Below are 16,464 nucleotides of genomic sequence, written 5' to 3' on the forward strand. Positions count from 1 at the left end.
TTATGAATTATAATTCGTAACTCATCACTCATAACTCATAATTTGCAATATGGATTGGCTCGTTAATCTCTTTACCGGAACATCAGTCGCTCAGCAAGTTGTTGTGCTTTCCTTCACCGCAGCCCTTGGCCTTATGGTGGGTAAAATCAAGGTCAAAGGTATTAGCCTTGGGGGAGCAGGTGCTCTCTTTGTAGGTATTTTGATGGGCCATCTGGGCCTTCGCATAGAACCCAACGTTCTGCACTTCATGCAGGAATTTGGCCTGATCCTCTTTGTGTATACCATCGGTATGCAGGTGGGCCCGGGCTTCATCGACTCCATTCGCCGTCACGGCCTGGTGTTGAACATTCTTGCTGTAAGTATTGTGCTTATGGGTGTGATTGTTACTCTCTGTCTTTACTTCTTTACGGATATGCATAACAACGTACCCGTGCTTATAGGGATGCTTTGTGGCGCTGTCACAAATACGCCTTCTCTTGGTGCCGCAAATTCAGCCTTTGTCGCGGCCGGAGCAGACACATCCCTCACGGGTATCGGGTACGCTGTTGCATATCCGTTTGGCGTCATCGGCATCATTCTGGTGATGATCCTCATACGAGTTTTCTTCAGACAGAATCCTCAGAAGTCTGCCGACGATTACGCTGCCGAAATTGCAGCTACCCGCAAGGACATTGTTTCCTGCAGTCTCTCTCTGGATAACAAGAACCTGTTTGGCTGCATGATCAAGGAAATTCCGGACATCCGCTCCAGCGGTGTGGTCATTACCCGCCTCCTTCGTGACGGTAACGTTTCCATGCCTGACGGCAAGGTGGTGCTGCAGGAAGGGGATTGCCTCCATATTGTGGGCTTCCCGGAAGCTGTTGCCCAGATGGAAAAAATCATTGGTAGCCGTCTGGCGAAACCCATTACGGAAACGGACTCCAAACTTGAAACCCGCAGTATCCTGGTGACCAACAAGAAAGTGCTGGGAAAGACCTTGGGCGAACTTGCCCTGGAACGCTTTGGTGTAACCGCCAGCCGTGTGGTTCGTGGCGAATTTAAATTCACGGGTAGCCTGGACCTCCGTCTGAAATTTGCAGACAAGATCCTGGTGGTGGGAACGAAGGAAAGCATCGACGCTGCCGGCAAGTACTTGGGCGACTCCCTGAAGGCGCTGGAACATCCGGAAATCATTCCTGCATTCGTAGGCATCTTCCTGGGGATCATCGTCGGTTCTATCCCTATCGCAATTCCTGGCATGCCCACCCCGCTGAAGCTGGGTCTTGCTGGTGGCCCTCTGGTTATTGCCATCGTCTTGTCCCGCGCTCGTAAGATCGGCCCGTTGAACTTCTTCATGGCTGCAAGTGCAAACCTAATGCTTCGTGAATTGGGTATCACCCTGTTCCTCACTTGCGTGGGTCTTAATGCTGGCATCAAGTTCTTCGATGTTCTTCTGAACGGTGACGGATTCTACTACATGGGCCTCGCCGCCATGATTACCTTCATCCCGCTGATGATTGCTGGTATCGTCGGTAAGCTGGTCTTCAAGGTCAACTACCTGAGCCTCTGCGGTGCTATCGCCGGTTCCATGACGGACCCTCCCGCCCTGGCATTTGCTAACGGCCTTTCCAACAGCGAAGCTGTGAACGTGGGCTACGCATCCGTCTATCCCTTGACCATGCTACTCCGAATCCTCAGTGGCCAGGTGCTAGCGATTATTCTGTACAGCGTGGCATAAACCCTCCTGAATTTCCAATCAAATGAGTGAAGTCCCGGTTCTTTGGAACCGGGACTTTTTATATGTTGGATAAGGCATAATCAAAATGGGTTATTTCAAAAAAAATGCGTGTTTGTTATATTTGCGGGGTATAAAGGAGGTTTATGTGAGGAAGCTTTTAAGCGTATTGTCTCTGTTGCCCATGGTTGCATTTGCCGCAAACGGAACCTTGAAGGGCGCGGGTACGGAATCGAATCCCTGGCAGATTGAAGATTACGATGACCTGAAGGCCATTGGCTCGGGATCTTATCTTTATAGTAATCATTATGTACTGGTGGCAGACATCGATGCTTCTGCATCTCTGTTTACGCCCATCGGTACTTTGGAGGATGCTGCGGAAAAAACGAATTTCAGTGGCTCCTTTGATGGCAGAAACCATACTATTAAAAATCTGAAGATCCAGACCCAAGGGCAGAACGGCGTCGGTTTTATCAAGTCCTTGGATTACGCGAAGTTGGTTAATGTCAATTTCGACAAACTGACTGTTCTTGCAGGCGACCAGGATATACCCTCTGGGGTGGATTTAGCCATATGGCGGCATCCAACATATTTGAAGTTTCCTCTGTAGAAGAACTTCAGAAGATTGGTCAGGATATGTATCATCCCAATGGAGGCCTCTATTTCTTGACTGCGGATCTTGACTTTGAGGGCGTTGACTTTAAGCCTATTAAAAGATCTGATGGGGCTTTCTTTGCTGGGGAACTGGATGGCCAGGGGCATACGATCAAGAACTTGACCATTAACCAGCCGGAAGCCAACGGTGTAGGCCTGTTTGCTGGACTTGGTGTTTGTTCCGTGAAAAATCTTGTTTTTGAAAACGCAACCGTAAAGGGTGGTAATGATGTCGGTGTGCTTGCGGGGCGCGCTTCTTGGGCAAATGTTGAAGATGTGATTTCCTATAATGGTACTGTTGTTGGGGAGGATCGTGTGGGCGGACTTATAGGTCGTGTACAGGGAACTACTGGTGAAAGCCTGTACAACAAGCTCGCCAGCACAGGTAATGTTTCTGGGGATGACTATGTGGGCGGTGTTGTTGGCCTTCTGGAAACCTCGTTGACCAACGCTTATTCCGTTGGTAAAGTTGAAGGTGATAGCTATGTTTCCGGCATTGCGGGCGGTATAGACGGTGGAACCATCAAAAGGTCTTATTCCGCCAACGAGCTGAAGGGCGTGAAAAATGTAGGTGGCATTGCCTATGGATCAGGAACGAGGCAGAATAACTACTACGATGTTGAAAAGTCCGGTGAGGTTACCGGTGATTCCGCCCGCACTACGGTCCAGATGGTGACGAAAGCAAACTATGTGGGCTGGGACTTTGAAAACGTGTGGACTATCGACGAAGGCATGTCCTATCCTTACTTCAAGAAGGCTAAGCCGATGAATACGGAATATGAAATTCCTGGCGAAGGCCCGCTGTTCGTTGCCTCTACCGTGGTTTCTGGAAAGTCCGGTCTGAAGGTTTCTACTGCAGGTGGCGTCGCCAACGTTCAGTTCCGTACAGCTCAGGAAGGTGAGGTGGTAATCCGCCTCATGGACGTCCGTGGACGTTCCGTCTATTCACAGACCCTTGGGGAACTTGCAGCAGGTGTTTATAACAAGACCCTGGATCTTGCGTCCTTGGCCAAGGGCCGTTACATCGTGACCCTGCAAGTGAACGGCCGCTTGACTGAAAGCGCGTTCGTAAACGTGAAGTCTTTCTAGACGCTGAACGAAGTATCTATCGGAGACGTATTTGAGGAGAAAGCTTCGCTTCTCTTTAAAAGTGAAAAAGGATTCGGTTTTACGCCGAATCCTTTTTTCTTAGGGGTCCATGGGGCGCGGAGCCCCCTGCATAAAAAAAGAACCCGTTGCAAAAGCAACAGGTTCTTTTTCAGTGGTCGATACAGAACTCGAATCTGTGACCTCTACCATGTCAAGGTAGCGCTCTAACCAACTGAGCTAATCGACCATTAAGGTAGCCCAATGATAGAAATGTTGTGGGGCTTTGTCAAGGGTTTTTGAAGTTTTTTGTTGGTTCAGTCCCGTTCGTCCATGGGGATCCAGTATCTTAGGCGGCCTGTAACATGGATGGGGGGCAGATTTTCGTCGCAGGCCCCCCTACGGCAGTCCTGGAAATACAGGTTCAAATCTGCCGTATACAGAGAATCCTTGATGATTTCGTCAAATTTGATGTAGCTGTTGTGGCTACTATCGTCTACCAGAGGACCTTGACCCTCTGAATTTTGCAATTCCATCCAGGTAATGTCCTGGATATGTCCGTTGACGTTGGCCTTGCTTACTGGATCCAGCTTGCTTGCGGTCTTGGGGGCGCTTACCATTAAGGAAATCTGATCGCCTCGCTTACTTTCTTCTTTCCTTGTCTTGAGGTAGAGGTAATGGCGGTACGCATCGGGAACTTCCACGTCGTCTTCGGACAGCTCGATGGTGAAGGGGCCTTCGCCGTTCACCTTATATTTGATGTAGCCGCCACCGTCTACTTCCCAACTGCTGTTTATTTCTGCGCACGAAAGGAGGAGCCCTCCGGTAGCCAATGCGAGAGTGGTTTTGACGGTCTTGAAGTTCATAGCCCTAAACTAGAAATTATCTTTGGGTTGGATATCCTTATGGTAGACGATTTCAACATAAGACGGATGGATGTGGACACGCCCTGCGGGGGGGTTCATGTGGCTGCGTTTCCCAAAGGTGGGGAAGGCGTTCCTCCCCATCGGGAAGTCATCTTCAAGATTTTGTCCGACTATATTGGCACTCCCGTAACCGCCGGCGATCTTATCCTGGTGGAGAGTGAATCCGCTAGTGGCACCCCGAGGCCAACGTTCCCCAAGCTGGACTTTGACGTCAACTGGACTCACTCCGGACGTGAATGTGTGGTGGCTTATGGTCCCCGCCACTCGCTAAAAAACAACGTGGGGCTCCATCTGGGTGTGGACATGGAAGTCCATTCTCCCAAGCACCTGCGGGTAGCCAAGCGCTTCTACAGCCCTCGGGAAAACACCTATCTGGAATCCTTGGACGAGAACCTCCGCCAGCAGGAATTCTACCGCCTGTGGTGTCGTAAGGAAGCTCTTTTCAAGTGTGTCGGTGGCTCCTTCTTTGAAGGTTCCGTCAGTCGTGATGTCCTGGACAATCCACAACCTGACCGTTCCTGTCTAGTCCATTTCGTCGACCTCCCCTGGGACGGACCCGCCAGCCTCTGCATCGCCGTCACGACGGACTAATTTTGCTTGAGAGATGTCAGCAAAAAAGGCCCTCGTATCAACGAGGACCTTTTGCGAGAGTGAGCACAAATCGTAGGTTCGCTTCCTAACGTACTGTGCGAACGGTCTTATTACGCGTTGCCGTCGACAGGACCGTCACCGAGGGAATGTTCGCCTTCAGCAATCGGTGCGCCCGGCTGCTTGGGGGCTTCCAGAACGTACAGCGGCAGGCTGATCAATTCTTCGCCATCTACGGAAAGACGGATGATGTACTTGTCCGGACGCTGGATCGGCAGACGCTGCAGGTTCAGAACCAGGTTCACAGCTGCGGTGTCGAAACCCTGTGCAACCGGTTCCAGAGGAATCTTGGACTGCATGGGAGGAACGATAGGCTTGCCCACCACGTCTTCGAACACCAGGCTCAGGTCATGCTGGCCAGCTTCTGCACGCTGGTAGCGGATGCGGAATGCGGCAGAGCACTGAGGAATTGCCATAGGGAACTGCGGGGCGAAAATACGATCAAATGCGCCCAGCATGTTCAGGCGTCCGCCCATGCCGTTTGCGGTTGCTGCGTCACAGATAGCTGCAATTTCAATATTCATTAATGGATCTCCCAGTTGTCGGCCACATACTTCATGATGATGGGCCCGTTGTTATTAGATGCTTCGCTAGATGCACGACCTAGCATGGAAATATAGACTTTTCCGTCGTTATCAAGAGCCAGAGTTGGAATAGAACCGCGAAGGAAGTAACTTTTTGCAGAGTAGAAATTTCCGGAGAAGTATGGCAACTGGTTTTCTCCGTAGAAGAACCAATTGTCTCCATTCAGTTTATATACGTGAACCTGAGCCAGGTTGGGGCGTCCCCCGTCATCAATCGCCACATAAACATTGTCATTTTTTGCTGTAATGTTGATGTGATAGGTCCAGTAATTGGACATACGCTTGGAGAAGGCGTCTCCTGTCTTGATCCAACTGATGTTCTTGTTGCTTATGCTAGCCTTGTATACGTAGGGTCCATAGGTTTCAACGTTTCTACTCAGGAATGCCATGTAGAGGGTTCCAGTGCTTGCTGCTGCGAGGCTGATGGAGTTTACGTCATTGGCAAAATTCTTGTTGATGGTTTGCTGGGTGTAGGAACTGTTGAACAATGCGCTAGTGGCTTTGTAGTTTGATGTGTTGTCGACCGCCACAACGATCAAATTACCATCGGACATAAACTGTGCGGAAATTTCCCTGAACTTTATGAATGCATCACCGTTTTTGATGGAAATGATGTTCTTGGAATTCCAGGTGGAGGTGCCGTTCAATGTTGCCAGGTAGTTTTGTTCGTCAGACTTCTTTACGTACACAACAATGGGTGCCTTGGTAGAGGGGTTACAAAGCAGCGCGGGACTAATGACGGATGTGATAGAACCTGCACTTGCGAGGTCGGAGGTTGCCTTGGCAGATTTGTAGATGCTGAACTTGTTTGAAGTTTCAAGAACGCCTACGTACAGGTCCGTTCCGTCAGTTGCCATCTTGATGGTTGTGATGGAATCTGTAGTGGTGGCGGATACAACGTTAGAAAGAGCGCCGTCCTTCAAGGTACCTACCTTCACCGTATTCTTGTTGGCAAGATAGGCAATTACAGGAACGTTATTCACCATAATCATGTTTGGTGCGACATCCATCTTGGTCACGTCAAGAACGGTGTCCTGGGCCAAGTTTCTCCATGCCTTGCGGAAGTAAACCGTACGTTTGACTTCCTTAGCCTGGTGTCTGGCCTTGAATGCTGCCGTGGTGGGATTCATGGTACTGTCGTAGTAGTCCAGAGTGATGGTCATGGATCCTTCACTGGTGCTTCTGATGAATGCTGCGTTGAATTCAAGAGAACTCGTGTCGATGGTACCGTCGGGGTTGCCTAGATAGAAACTGGTGCTTTTTGTGCCTAGGTTACTGAACTTCCAGTTAAAGGTCTGGTTGTTCTTGTCGCCCAATTCGCCTAGTTTGGAATTCATGCCACCCCATTCCTTTGTGTAGAAGTAGATGGCCTGGTCGTCCATGGATTCATCGCCGCTCCACGGATAAACTGTATCTGCAGCGGTAATGACGCCTTCGGGATGCTGTTCCATAATACGGACGATGGTCGTATCGCTGAATGTTGCCTTGGTACTTGCTTCTTCGGCGGATACGATACAATACATATCAGTACCCTTTTCGGAATAGCTGGAATCCTTAGGAACTGCGAAGGATTTGTTGTTCTTCTCGTAGCTGTACTTGGTTACTGATTTTTCAAGGGAACTGCCGTCGTTCTTGGATACGCATTCCCAGGTGAACCAGTTGATGCCTTGCCAGACGTCGTTGACGGTTGCATCCAGGGAGAATGCATCACCAATGTTCAGGGTGATCGTTTCATCCTTGACCCAGATCTTGGGCTGGTCCGTGGTGAACTTAAATGTCATGGTGTCTGTTACCATGTTGCCGTCGTTATCGGTTGCGCGTGCGACGCAGTAGTAGTAAGCTTCCGGTGCCGGGGCTTTCCACACGGTATCGTAATCGGAAACGGTTTTCCAGTTCAGTGCAATCTGTTCCGGAGTGCCGCAACTCCATTCGCGCTTGACGATGGAACCAGGATCGGAAGATACTCCATTGTTGTCCGTTGCTGTAGCTCCTAACTGGATGTTATAGCCCTCGCGGATGGTCAGGCTGTCCTGAGCTACAGTGATGGTTGGTGGAGCAAGAATGATATTAATGGAGACGGTATCCTTGGCGGTATTTCCGTCATCATCGGTGACGCGGATGACGCACAGGTAGTTGTCCTGCGCTGTAGAGGGCATGACCAGCTTTGCGTAAGAACTGGAAGTGCTAGTGGTGTTTGTACCGATGTTGTCAGAACCTGCGGCGCCGCAGCCCCATTCGTACTTTACCAGGGTTCCAAGGGAATCCTTGGCGATGGCACTTACTTCGATGGTATCCTTAATGGTTACGGTCTCGTATACTTCTGGAAGAATGGCCGTTACAGTGGGACGGCCTACAACGATCTTGTAGGTGGCTGTGTCACGAGCTTCGTTGCCGTCATCGTCTTTTACCATTACGACACAGTAGTATTTATCCATGTCGGTAGAGGGCATCCTGACGGATGTTTCTGCACCGGGCATTACGGTCCAGCTGGGATCTTTCAGCTCGTTCAATTTTTCGCTGCATGCCACGTTGTATTCTACGATGGAACCCAGTTCGTCATGTGCGATTGCCTTGATGGGCGTAACTGCATTGATCTTTACGGTGGCGGACTTGGTAGCCAGGGTAACCGTGGGAAGGTCCAGCAATGTCTTGAATATCAGGGTGTCAGGTTCACTTTCTTCACCGTCATCATCGACAGACTTGAAGAAGCAGGTGTAGGTGTCCGTTTCTGTACCAGGCAACGTGATAGAAACAGTTTCCGAAATACTTGCTGCCGGTTCGGTGATTGCCTTTTCCTGATCCGGATCGAGAATGGGGGTCACTCCCTTCTGGGCGTTGAAGCAGTTCCATTTGATCTTGTTTACCGTACCATACTTGTCGTTTGCGTTAACCTGAACTTGAATTTCGCTGTGGATCTTGTAGCCCTTGCTGCTGGGGTCTACAACACTTGCGCTTGCGGAGGGCGGATCGGAAATGACTTCCACGGTCACGGTGTCTGCGCCCTTCATGTCGGGGTCCACAACGTCTACCACGGTTGCGATTACCTTATAGGTGCCGGTCTTGCTAAAGGCCAGCTTGCCGCTTTCTTCGTTGGTGGGACAGGTGTATCCTTCGGAAATATTTTCACCGCATTTCCAGCTAATGGTATAGTCGTTTCCGCCTTGACCCTTGATGCCTTTTACTTTGAAAGTGATGGGGTCGTTAATGGTAACGGTGGTCTTGAAGCCAGGCTCGGTGAACATCACCACAGGGTTCAGTCCCAGAATTCCGAACTTCACCTTGCTTTCCAGAAGAACGCCGTTCTCGCTGTAAGTGGCCGTCATGATGTAGTCCACGTCAGGCTTGGCGGTGGGGATGTCGTCAAATGCGAGGGTGAAGGTTGCCTTACCTGTTTCATCGGCGGCAGTCTTCTTGGTCTTGGTCACGATGTCATCGCCATCTTGTTCTTCCCAAGTCCAGATGACGGAGTCTGCTGCTGGAAGTGCGTTGTTCACCTGGGCGGTAAATACCAGGGATCCGGTAGAGGCGATCACGTCCTTCTGAGCTCCGTTCACATCCAGCGTCATGGTGGTTGCGTCTACTACGATGTCTTGCTTGATTTCGGTCTTGTTTCCGGAGATGTCCTTGGCGTTGTAGACCAGATGGTGGACGCCGTCCGTGAGTTCCGTGAGGTTCATCTTGCAGTTGACGACAGGTTCCTTGTGTACCTTACCGCAGGTCAAAGTCTGGGACTTGTCGTCCAATGTCGCAAATAGGGTGTCAATGAAGCTGCCCAAATCGCGGCTGTATACGGTCATGTTGTATTCGCGAACGCGGAGGGTGTCTACATTATCCACCAGGATTACAGGAGCAACCGTATCCTTCAGGACAATTTCCGGAACAGGATATTCACCGGATTCAATGTACAAGTCTTTTAGAGTGTAGAGGGCGTATTCCTTTTCTGTAGAGGACTTTGCGGTGACGTTAAAGGTTCCGCTGCTGTCTACGACAACGGTGTAGTTACCGTTGGCATCCGTGACTGCGTCATAAATCTTGTTGCCATCGCTGAATTCTACGCGAATGCCGGAGTGGCTGGTCCGATTTTCAAACTTTGCAACACCTGTAAAGACTGCTTCGGTGGAATTCTTCTGACCAATAAAGAAATTCCAGGGGCGGCTGGTGTTGCTGTTCGTCTTGATTCGTTCCATCCATACTGTGTCGTAACCATCGGTAGCCAGCATTTCCCAGTAGATACGTCCTTCCAATTTCTTGGAGGGGTCGTTTAGCAGGGTAATGACGTTTTCACCTGCGTCATTGCGAGGTTCGTACATATTCAAAACGTAATCTTCAACGATTAGGTCGTCGTCTGTAAATGCGGTGGTAGGGGGCTTGCCGCTCAGGGACTTCTGTGCCCAGATGGTGTAGCGGATATCTTTGGAATTGTCTACGTCCGTCACCTTGTAGTAGAAGAAGAATGCTCCCTCGGAGGTGTAATGGCGAGATCCGTCTTCAGGACTGATGATCGTGAGCTTGGGTAGCTGGTTGAAGTGAAGGTTTACGCTGTCCTTGGTTTCGTTTCCGTCATCATCGACAACAATGACGTAAATCTTCTGGTTACCCATGGAATCGATATAGGCGGAATCATTTTTTATGGTGATGTAGTAAACGTCATTCTTGTCTTCGGACTGGGTGAATTCCCATTCCTTGGCATCGCCCTTTCCGCTGGCATCTAGATCCACCAGAATCTTCTCGATAGAACCGAAAGAATCGGTTGCGGTAATGGGAAAGGTGATGTCTCCGTCATGACGGGTCCATAGGGTGTCTGTGGGAACCTTGAGTTCAGGCTTAGTATCGATGACTTTAATATAGGCTTGCTTGGTATTGGTGCCTGCAGTGTCGGTTGCGTTATTACCATCTGTTGCAATGAAGAGGGGATAGTACACCCCTGCTTCTGCGTATGCCCATGCCTGGGGCTTGGCGTTATCACCAATGATTATAGTGTCCTTGCCGTCCTTCTTGGTCAAGTTCCACTGGAAACGGTAGATCTTGTCCACGTTACGGGGGAGGATACCCATCAGGTAGATGGTATCATTTATAGAGACCGTCAGGGTGTCGGGTAGGGAATCCGCTGCGTTTACCGGGGTGTTGGCAAGTGAATCCAGGAATGCCTGGGGATTCTCGAAATTGGTTGTGGAAACGTAGACTCTGGAATGGTTGTTCTGTAGACTGACGTTTTCCTTGAGGGGGGATTCTCTGGAGCAGCTGACCAGAGTGCCTAACAAGGCCAAATCAAGGATGATTGTAAGAAAACGATGTAAACCCATGGTAAAACCTTCCATAAACAAAACACTAATTTTATTTGTATAATCTATCTTTTTTAAACGGAAAGTGTAAACGATTTGATACACAGATGGAGCTTTGAAATGGATGTTATTCCTCTTTGGTACTGGTTAATCGTGTTTTTTGTTTTTGGCGCCTGTGTCGGGAGTTTTTACAACGTAATTGTGTACCGAATGCCTCGGGGAATTTCCCTGGTAAACCCGCCTTCTCACTGCCCGCTGTGCAAAAAGAGAATCCCCCTTTACCTGAATCTGCCTATTATTGGCTGGATTATTCTAAGAGGGAAGACAGCCTGCTGCCATAAACCCCTAAACATTATTTATCCCATCGGGGAGTCTTTGTGCGGATTATTGGGCGCTCTGGCTCTTTTCGCCTCCGTCGCCGTGAATTATGGAGGTGTCGTCCCGGAATTGTTCAGCGCTCCGGTCACTTCACCTGTGGTCTGGGCTGACGCTCTGGCTATGTTCTGGCTGCTTTTGGCAGTATATCCCGTTTGTGCGGTGGATTTTAAGTACAAATTAATTCCTGATTCCATGAGCATTGGCGGGATTGTGGCTGGTCTTCTGCTGTCCTTGATTCCTGGCGGGATTACGCCTCTATCTAGCTTCATCGGCGCGGTGGCTGCAGGCGGCGGCCTCTACCTGCTGGGCGTTGTCGCCAGTAAGGTGTTCAAGAAGGACGCCATGGGCTTTGGGGACGTTAAGCTTCTGGCTGGATACGGCGCCTTGATGGGTGCCCAGCTGGCTGTTATGACTCTGGTGATCGCGGCTGTTATCGGTATCATCGTGATGATTCCTTATGCCAAGATGCAGGCGAAGGTGGCCGCAAAGGCTTCCGTGGACGATTCGGAAGATGCCCCGGGCCAAATCCCCTTCGGGCCCTTCCTAGCTATTGCCGCTCCCGTAGTTTACCTGTGGGGCAATAAACTTCTTGAACTATACTTCAAGTTTGTTATTGGCGAGTAGCAAAAAACGTCAAAATAAGAAAGGCGACCCGAAGGTCGCCTTTCCTGTACTCTGTTGTCTTATTTGCTTAAGGTCTGATGGGCGATCATCCAGGCTTTCAGACGATTCCAGTTGGGTTCGCCTTTCTTGCGAATGTCTTCGTTCATGGAGAACAGTAGGAAATCGTCCAGAGAGGTGCTTCCGATGGTCATGACGTCCTTTGCGCTGTAGGTGCCGAAGCCTTCGCTTACCTTCAGGTCTGTATCGCGGATGATTTTACCATCTACGGCTACCGTCAGGTGGGACTTGACTACAGCCAGGGAGAACAGGTGTTCTTCACCATCCAGAAGATTTGTCTTGCCATAGACTGTTGTATCGGTAGCTACAGAATCAAGACCGCTGTAAACTCGAATGCAGACGTTCTTGGATCCGGTTTCACACTGACGGACTTCGTAGCCGACGGCCTTGCCGCTTGCGGAATCTACGGTACTCAGGATCACAAGTTCCTGTTCACTGTCTGCGCCGTTAGCCTTGACCTTGAAGCTTACGCCAATGTTGTTTCGTCCATCGTTGGTAAGGGAATTGGGAAGGCTCTTGTCCTTCACTTCGCGCTGTGCCATGAGAACGCTGGATTCAACATCGGAGGGATTGTGTTCCAACAGTTTATAGTTGGCGGTATCTGCTCCCTTCAGGGTGATTCCTGTCCAGAAGTATTCATCGTTGTCGGTGATGGCGATGGGCTTGGAGAAGTCGCTGCCTACCATCAGGGGGTCGTCTGCGCTGGACTTGATCCTCACCAGAATGTTGGGGACGGACTTGTCTTCCAGGGAATCCAGCAGGGAAACTGCTTCGGCAGGCAATGCGTAGGAAAGGGTGTCAACCACAGGTTTGGTCACCAGGATCTCGTCCAGGAAGGCGCATTTGCTTTCCGTTCCCATTTCGTCTGTATAGACGGAACAGAGGTTGTAGTAGAATCCTTCAGGAATGTTTTCCATGATGAAGGTTCCTGCTTCCGCTTCATCTGCGGTTATTTCGTGACAAATGCCGGAGTAGTCTAGACAGACGTTGCGACCCTGCTTGTAACCGTAGGTCTTCAGTTCTGCGCTTACTGTCTTGTGGGCGGTTTGTTCCGGAGCTTCCAGGTAGACGTTTTCCCCTTCAGTAACGCGCTTGCTGTTTTCGAAGGTAAGGACTTCATAGCTGCCAACGGAATTGTCGCTAGACATGACCTGCAGGGTGTAGTTCATGTATTCCACAAGGGTGGTGTCATCGGTGTAGGTGGTCTTATAAATCACCTGGTCGAACTTGTAGATGCCGTTTTCGTCGGTAGTAGATTCCTGAACGCTGTCTACGTCCATATGGGCGCGTTTTAGGAGTACACGGGCATTTTTCAACTGGTTGCCGTTTTCATCTACGGCGACACCCTGTACGTCTACCATGGCGTAGGTGCGTTTGCCGTCAACTACCAGTTTGTCTCCGTTTACGTCGATGGAGGCCTGCTGGCCAGATTCCGTTTCCGTAAATACACCTGCGGTAGTGTCTTCGGCGCAACCTGCGACGAAACAGCCTGCGGCCACTAGGGCTGCGATGCTCAGACTTGCATTTGCCAGAGAGTTCAAGTATTTCTTAGCCATTGTTCCCCCCGTTGTTCTCAAGGTTTGAGAACATGTGTAAGTTCAGCTGGTAGACTCCATCCGCTTTTTCAGTATCCTGAGAAATGATCTGGCGGGCCTTTGCCTTAAATTCCTGTACAGCGGCTTCCAGTTCCTTATATGCCTTGGTGGAGGCACTGAAAGTCAAGGTACTCATGATGGAGGGGGCCTTAGGCGGAGTCATTAAAGCTTGCTTAGATAACTCGAAGCACTGTAACTGGTATTGCTTCACCAGATCGGCGTTATTGTAAGGGCCGCTACTGATGGATTCCTTCGTGGGCTTCCAGAATCCTTCTTCGTTCTGGCGGGCAAGACCCAGACGTTGCAATAGGTCCAGGGAATCTTTCAGCTTGCCTAGGGGAACCTTCGGGAAAATTCTCTTCTGTACGGGGGCCATATCGTCGGTGACGTCCATGGCATCCAGGATGGCGAACAGGGCGCTGTTATACCAGTGGTTGTAATATTCGTAGGCGTCGGTGTTCATAATGTGCTGCGGATTAGGATGCATCTGCAGCAATTCTTCCATGGCGTCCTTGCGGAGGGCGTCGTTCTTGGCCTGGTCCACCTTTACCATGATTTCGAAGTACTTGGCTTCCTTCTTTTCCAGGCCAAGGACTTCGATAAACTTCGCCACCATGCGGGGGCTGACCTTTTTACCGCGGAGCACGTCGGCGAAATAGCTGCGGGACTTTTCCATGCCCAGCAGATTACAGATTTCGGTGCGGGTAAAAGAGGGGTCGGACTGTACGCGAGCGGCCTGATATTCTTCCAAATACTTACGGAAATGAGTAAACTGAAATATGTCGATATAGTTTTCCACGTTCTCAAATTTAGATAAAAAACTTTACAAAAGTGAGAAAAATTTTGAGAACGTTCTGAAAATGTGATTTGTGGTACATTTTTTACGTCAAATTGCGCTTTTTTTGTGAAAAAAGGGGTTATTTTTAATGCGGAGGTTTGTTTTTTATGGGTGTACTTAATCACTTGCGTGTTATTCCTGCTGCGTTTTTGGGCTTTGGACTCTGTTCCAGTTCACTTTTTGCCCATCCGGCGCCACCTGATCAGTTGAAAACAGTGAAAAACGCGGATGGTTCCGAGGTGACGGTCCAGAGTTTCGGGGACGAACACTATCATTATACCACCACCGAAGATGGTTATTTAGTGGTGGGGGATGGTAATGGCAGCTATGTCTATGCAGATGAAGATGGTAAAGCTTCCAAGATTAAGGCCCGTAATGCTCATAAACGTTCTGAAAGTGACAAGAAGTTCTTGAAAAAGCTGGATAAGCAGGATGTGAAGAAAAGACATCGTGCCGCCCATGTGGATAAATATCCTGAAGAAAATACGGAGGGGGACTCGCTAGGCCCCGTAGCTCTCCGTAAAACCCCTGCGGTATTGAACCGTCCAACTCCGGAAAAATGGACAACAGGAGAACGATGGATTCCCGTTCTCTTGATTGGCACCACGGATAAGCCTTATGCGGACTCCGCAGAAGTTTATAACATGCTGAATCAGGAAGGTTATAGCAAGGATGGAAATATCGGTAGTCTTAGGGATTACTATTTGTACTCCTCTGGCGGAAAACTGAGCCTCCATTTTGATGTTTATCCCCTGCAGTTAGGCGTCGCCCTGACTAGCTTTGGTTCTGGTAGTTCCTACAGCGAGGGTAATTTCACGAAGGCGGGCGTGGAGGCGTTGACTGCTCGTGCAGACTTTATGAGCAATGCGGCCAAGTATTGTTTTAGTGGCACTTCCGTAGATGGCTTCGTGTTTCTGTTCCCGGGTAAGGAAGAGGATGCCCTAAAGCAGAGTAGTGATTTCTGGGGACATATGTACTGGATGCAGTATAATGGGGCGGGTTCTGCCTGGAATAAGGGTTACAAGAGCAAAGGATATACATTTGACAAATATCTGTTTATTGCCCAGTATGATGATGATCCTGCTCAGAGAACCCTAAATGCTATGGGTATTTTTGCTCACGAGTTCAGTCATGTACTAGGTCTTGCGGACCTTTATTCCGTCAACAATTCTTCTATAAAAGGTCCGGCTCCCTATGATGTGATGACTATTGGGATGTATAACGGAAACTGGAATACGCCTCCCGCATACTCTGCTTTTGAAAGAGAATCCATGGGGTGGATGGAACTGATCGAAGTAAAGGCTGACTCCACTTATTCCCTGAGCGCCCTTTCTGACATGCAAGCTTATTCTATTACCAATCCCAACCACAATGATGAATACTATGTGGTGGAGTATCGCCCTGCTGTTAAGTATGATGCTTATATTGGAAAGGCGTCGGGGGGTAAGAATGGGGTGCTAGTCTGGTATATTGATTATGATAAATCGGCTTTTGAAGTCGATAACGATCCTAATGGAAATGCCAATCACCAGCGAGTGACCGTAAAGAAGACTCTTTCCGCGGGTGAGTATTATGCCAATTTTACTTACACCAATCTCGGGGGAGTTTCGAATGTTCCCGGAATTTATAGTGTGGTGAACGATGGGGATAAACGAGCCTGCTTTACCACCAGCCTGTCCATGAATATCTCTAAATGTCCGGAAGAAGAGGTTCTAAGCAGTTCCAGTGAAATGGTTCCTGAATCCAGCAGTTCTGAAAAGCTCGTGATTGGTAAATCGACGGGAATGAATTCTCTTCGCATGAATGTTTCTGCGGGTTTGCTGAACATTGTTTCGCCTTCTGCAGGTGCGAAGACTGTTAAGTTGTTCGATATGCAGGGAAATGCGGTTCTGGTTTCCCACTTTGATGGTTCCGCAACTTCCATAGACCTCAGAAATAACCTTTCCGGCGGCTCCTATGTTGTCCGTATTTCTCAGGGAAAACAGGTTCTTGGAATCCAGCAAATTCATTTGCCGTAAAGAAAAATTCTCTATATAGAACAAAATGTATCATGAAAGACGTCATTTGGCGTCTTTCTT

The 16,464-nt window shown here is 49.4% G+C and carries 11 protein-coding genes and 1 tRNA gene; 6 read left to right on the forward strand and 6 right to left on the reverse strand.

The genetic code is table 11. The annotated features are described in order from the left end of the window. Window positions 1-49: 49 nt before the first annotated feature. The 3 genes from BUB59_RS11020 to BUB59_RS11030 all read left to right on the forward strand — a co-directional run bounded on the left by BUB59_RS11020 (window position 50) and on the right by BUB59_RS11030 (window position 3,457). The gene (locus tag BUB59_RS11020; RefSeq protein WP_073229915.1) at window positions 50-1,717 is read left to right on the forward strand and encodes a putative transporter; all 1,668 of its coding nucleotides are present in this window, start codon (window positions 50-52) and stop codon (window positions 1,715-1,717) included. Window positions 1,718-1,862: 145 nt separating this feature from the next. After that, window positions 1,863-2,324: a hypothetical protein gene (locus BUB59_RS11025; protein WP_143160355.1), complete on the forward strand. Its 462-nt coding sequence runs from the start codon at window positions 1,863-1,865 to the stop codon at window positions 2,322-2,324. Continuing rightward, the gene (locus tag BUB59_RS11030) at window positions 2,288-3,457 is read left to right on the forward strand and encodes a hypothetical protein (RefSeq protein ID WP_073229918.1); all 1,170 of its coding nucleotides are present in this window, start codon (window positions 2,288-2,290) and stop codon (window positions 3,455-3,457) included. The genes BUB59_RS11025 and BUB59_RS11030 overlap by 37 nt, the downstream gene beginning before the upstream one ends. Before the next feature lie 173 nt (window positions 3,458-3,630). Here the strand turns inward: BUB59_RS11030 and BUB59_RS11035 are convergent. Next, window positions 3,631-3,704, reverse strand: a tRNA-Val gene (locus tag BUB59_RS11035). A 67-nt stretch (window positions 3,705-3,771) separates the two neighbouring features. Then, a complete protein-coding gene (locus tag BUB59_RS15030; protein ID WP_073229920.1) occupies window positions 3,772-4,320 on the reverse strand; it encodes a hypothetical protein in 549 nt (182 codons plus the stop codon). 99 nt (window positions 4,321-4,419) lie between these two features. Between BUB59_RS15030 and BUB59_RS11045 the strand changes: the two genes are divergently transcribed. Further along, the gene (locus tag BUB59_RS11045; protein ID WP_159433364.1) at window positions 4,420-4,971 is read left to right on the forward strand and encodes a 4'-phosphopantetheinyl transferase family protein; all 552 of its coding nucleotides are present in this window, start codon (window positions 4,420-4,422) and stop codon (window positions 4,969-4,971) included. Window positions 4,972-5,081: 110 nt separating this feature from the next. On the opposite strand, the gene BUB59_RS11050 is transcribed toward BUB59_RS11045, so the two are convergent. Both BUB59_RS11050 and BUB59_RS11055 read right to left on the reverse strand, forming a co-directional pair. Then, window positions 5,082-5,552 carry a DUF6941 family protein gene (locus BUB59_RS11050; RefSeq protein WP_233246385.1) on the reverse strand — a complete coding sequence of 157 codons (471 nt, stop codon included), beginning with the start codon at window positions 5,550-5,552 and terminating at the stop codon, window positions 5,082-5,084. Continuing rightward, a complete protein-coding gene (locus BUB59_RS11055) occupies window positions 5,552-10,915 on the reverse strand; it encodes a hypothetical protein (protein WP_143160357.1) in 5,364 nt (1,787 codons plus the stop codon). The genes BUB59_RS11050 and BUB59_RS11055 overlap by 1 nt, the downstream gene beginning before the upstream one ends. Window positions 10,916-11,014: 99 nt before the next feature. Between BUB59_RS11055 and BUB59_RS11060 the strand changes: the two genes are divergently transcribed. After that, entirely contained in the window at window positions 11,015-11,896 is an 882-nt protein-coding gene (locus BUB59_RS11060; RefSeq protein ID WP_073229926.1) for a prepilin peptidase, read from the forward strand. Window positions 11,897-11,955: 59 nt separating this feature from the next. Here the strand turns inward: BUB59_RS11060 and BUB59_RS11065 are convergent, their stop codons facing one another. Further along, the gene (locus BUB59_RS11065) at window positions 11,956-13,509 is read right to left on the reverse strand and encodes a hypothetical protein (RefSeq protein ID WP_073229928.1); all 1,554 of its coding nucleotides are present in this window, start codon (window positions 13,507-13,509) and stop codon (window positions 11,956-11,958) included. Next, on the reverse strand, window positions 13,502-14,347 hold the full coding sequence (locus tag BUB59_RS11070; RefSeq protein WP_073229930.1) for a TIGR02147 family protein: 846 nt from the start codon (window positions 14,345-14,347) through the stop codon (window positions 13,502-13,504). Before BUB59_RS11070 ends, BUB59_RS11065 begins: the two co-directional genes overlap by 8 nt. A gap of 146 nt (window positions 14,348-14,493) precedes the next feature. Here BUB59_RS11070 and BUB59_RS11075 point away from each other — a divergent pair, with 146 nt between their 5' ends. Then, window positions 14,494-16,404, forward strand: coding sequence for a T9SS type A sorting domain-containing protein (locus BUB59_RS11075; RefSeq protein WP_143160358.1), 1,911 nt, complete (start codon window positions 14,494-14,496; stop codon window positions 16,402-16,404). Window positions 16,405-16,464 lie beyond the last annotated feature (60 nt).

It is taken from the genome of Fibrobacter sp. UWEL, from assembly GCF_900142535.1.
Lineage (GTDB): Bacteria > Fibrobacterota > Fibrobacteria > Fibrobacterales > Fibrobacteraceae > Fibrobacter.

Coding starts and splice junctions, on each gene's coding strand:
- BUB59_RS11020 (WP_073229915.1), top strand. CDS start 50: ATGGATTGGCTCGTTAATCTCTTTACCGGAACATCAGTCGCTCAGCAA.
- BUB59_RS11030 (WP_073229918.1), top strand. CDS start 2,288: ATGGCGGCATCCAACATATTTGAAGTTTCCTCTGTAGAAGAACTTCAG.
- BUB59_RS15030 (WP_073229920.1), bottom strand. CDS start 4,320: ATGAACTTCAAGACCGTCAAAACCACTCTCGCATTGGCTACCGGAGGG.
- BUB59_RS11050 (WP_233246385.1), bottom strand. CDS start 5,552: ATGAATATTGAAATTGCAGCTATCTGTGACGCAGCAACCGCAAACGGC.
- BUB59_RS11055 (WP_143160357.1), bottom strand. CDS start 10,915: ATGGGTTTACATCGTTTTCTTACAATCATCCTTGATTTGGCCTTGTTA.
- BUB59_RS11060 (WP_073229926.1), top strand. CDS start 11,015: ATGGATGTTATTCCTCTTTGGTACTGGTTAATCGTGTTTTTTGTTTTT.
- BUB59_RS11065 (WP_073229928.1), bottom strand. CDS start 13,509: ATGGCTAAGAAATACTTGAACTCTCTGGCAAATGCAAGTCTGAGCATC.
- BUB59_RS11075 (WP_143160358.1), top strand. CDS start 14,494: ATGGGTGTACTTAATCACTTGCGTGTTATTCCTGCTGCGTTTTTGGGC.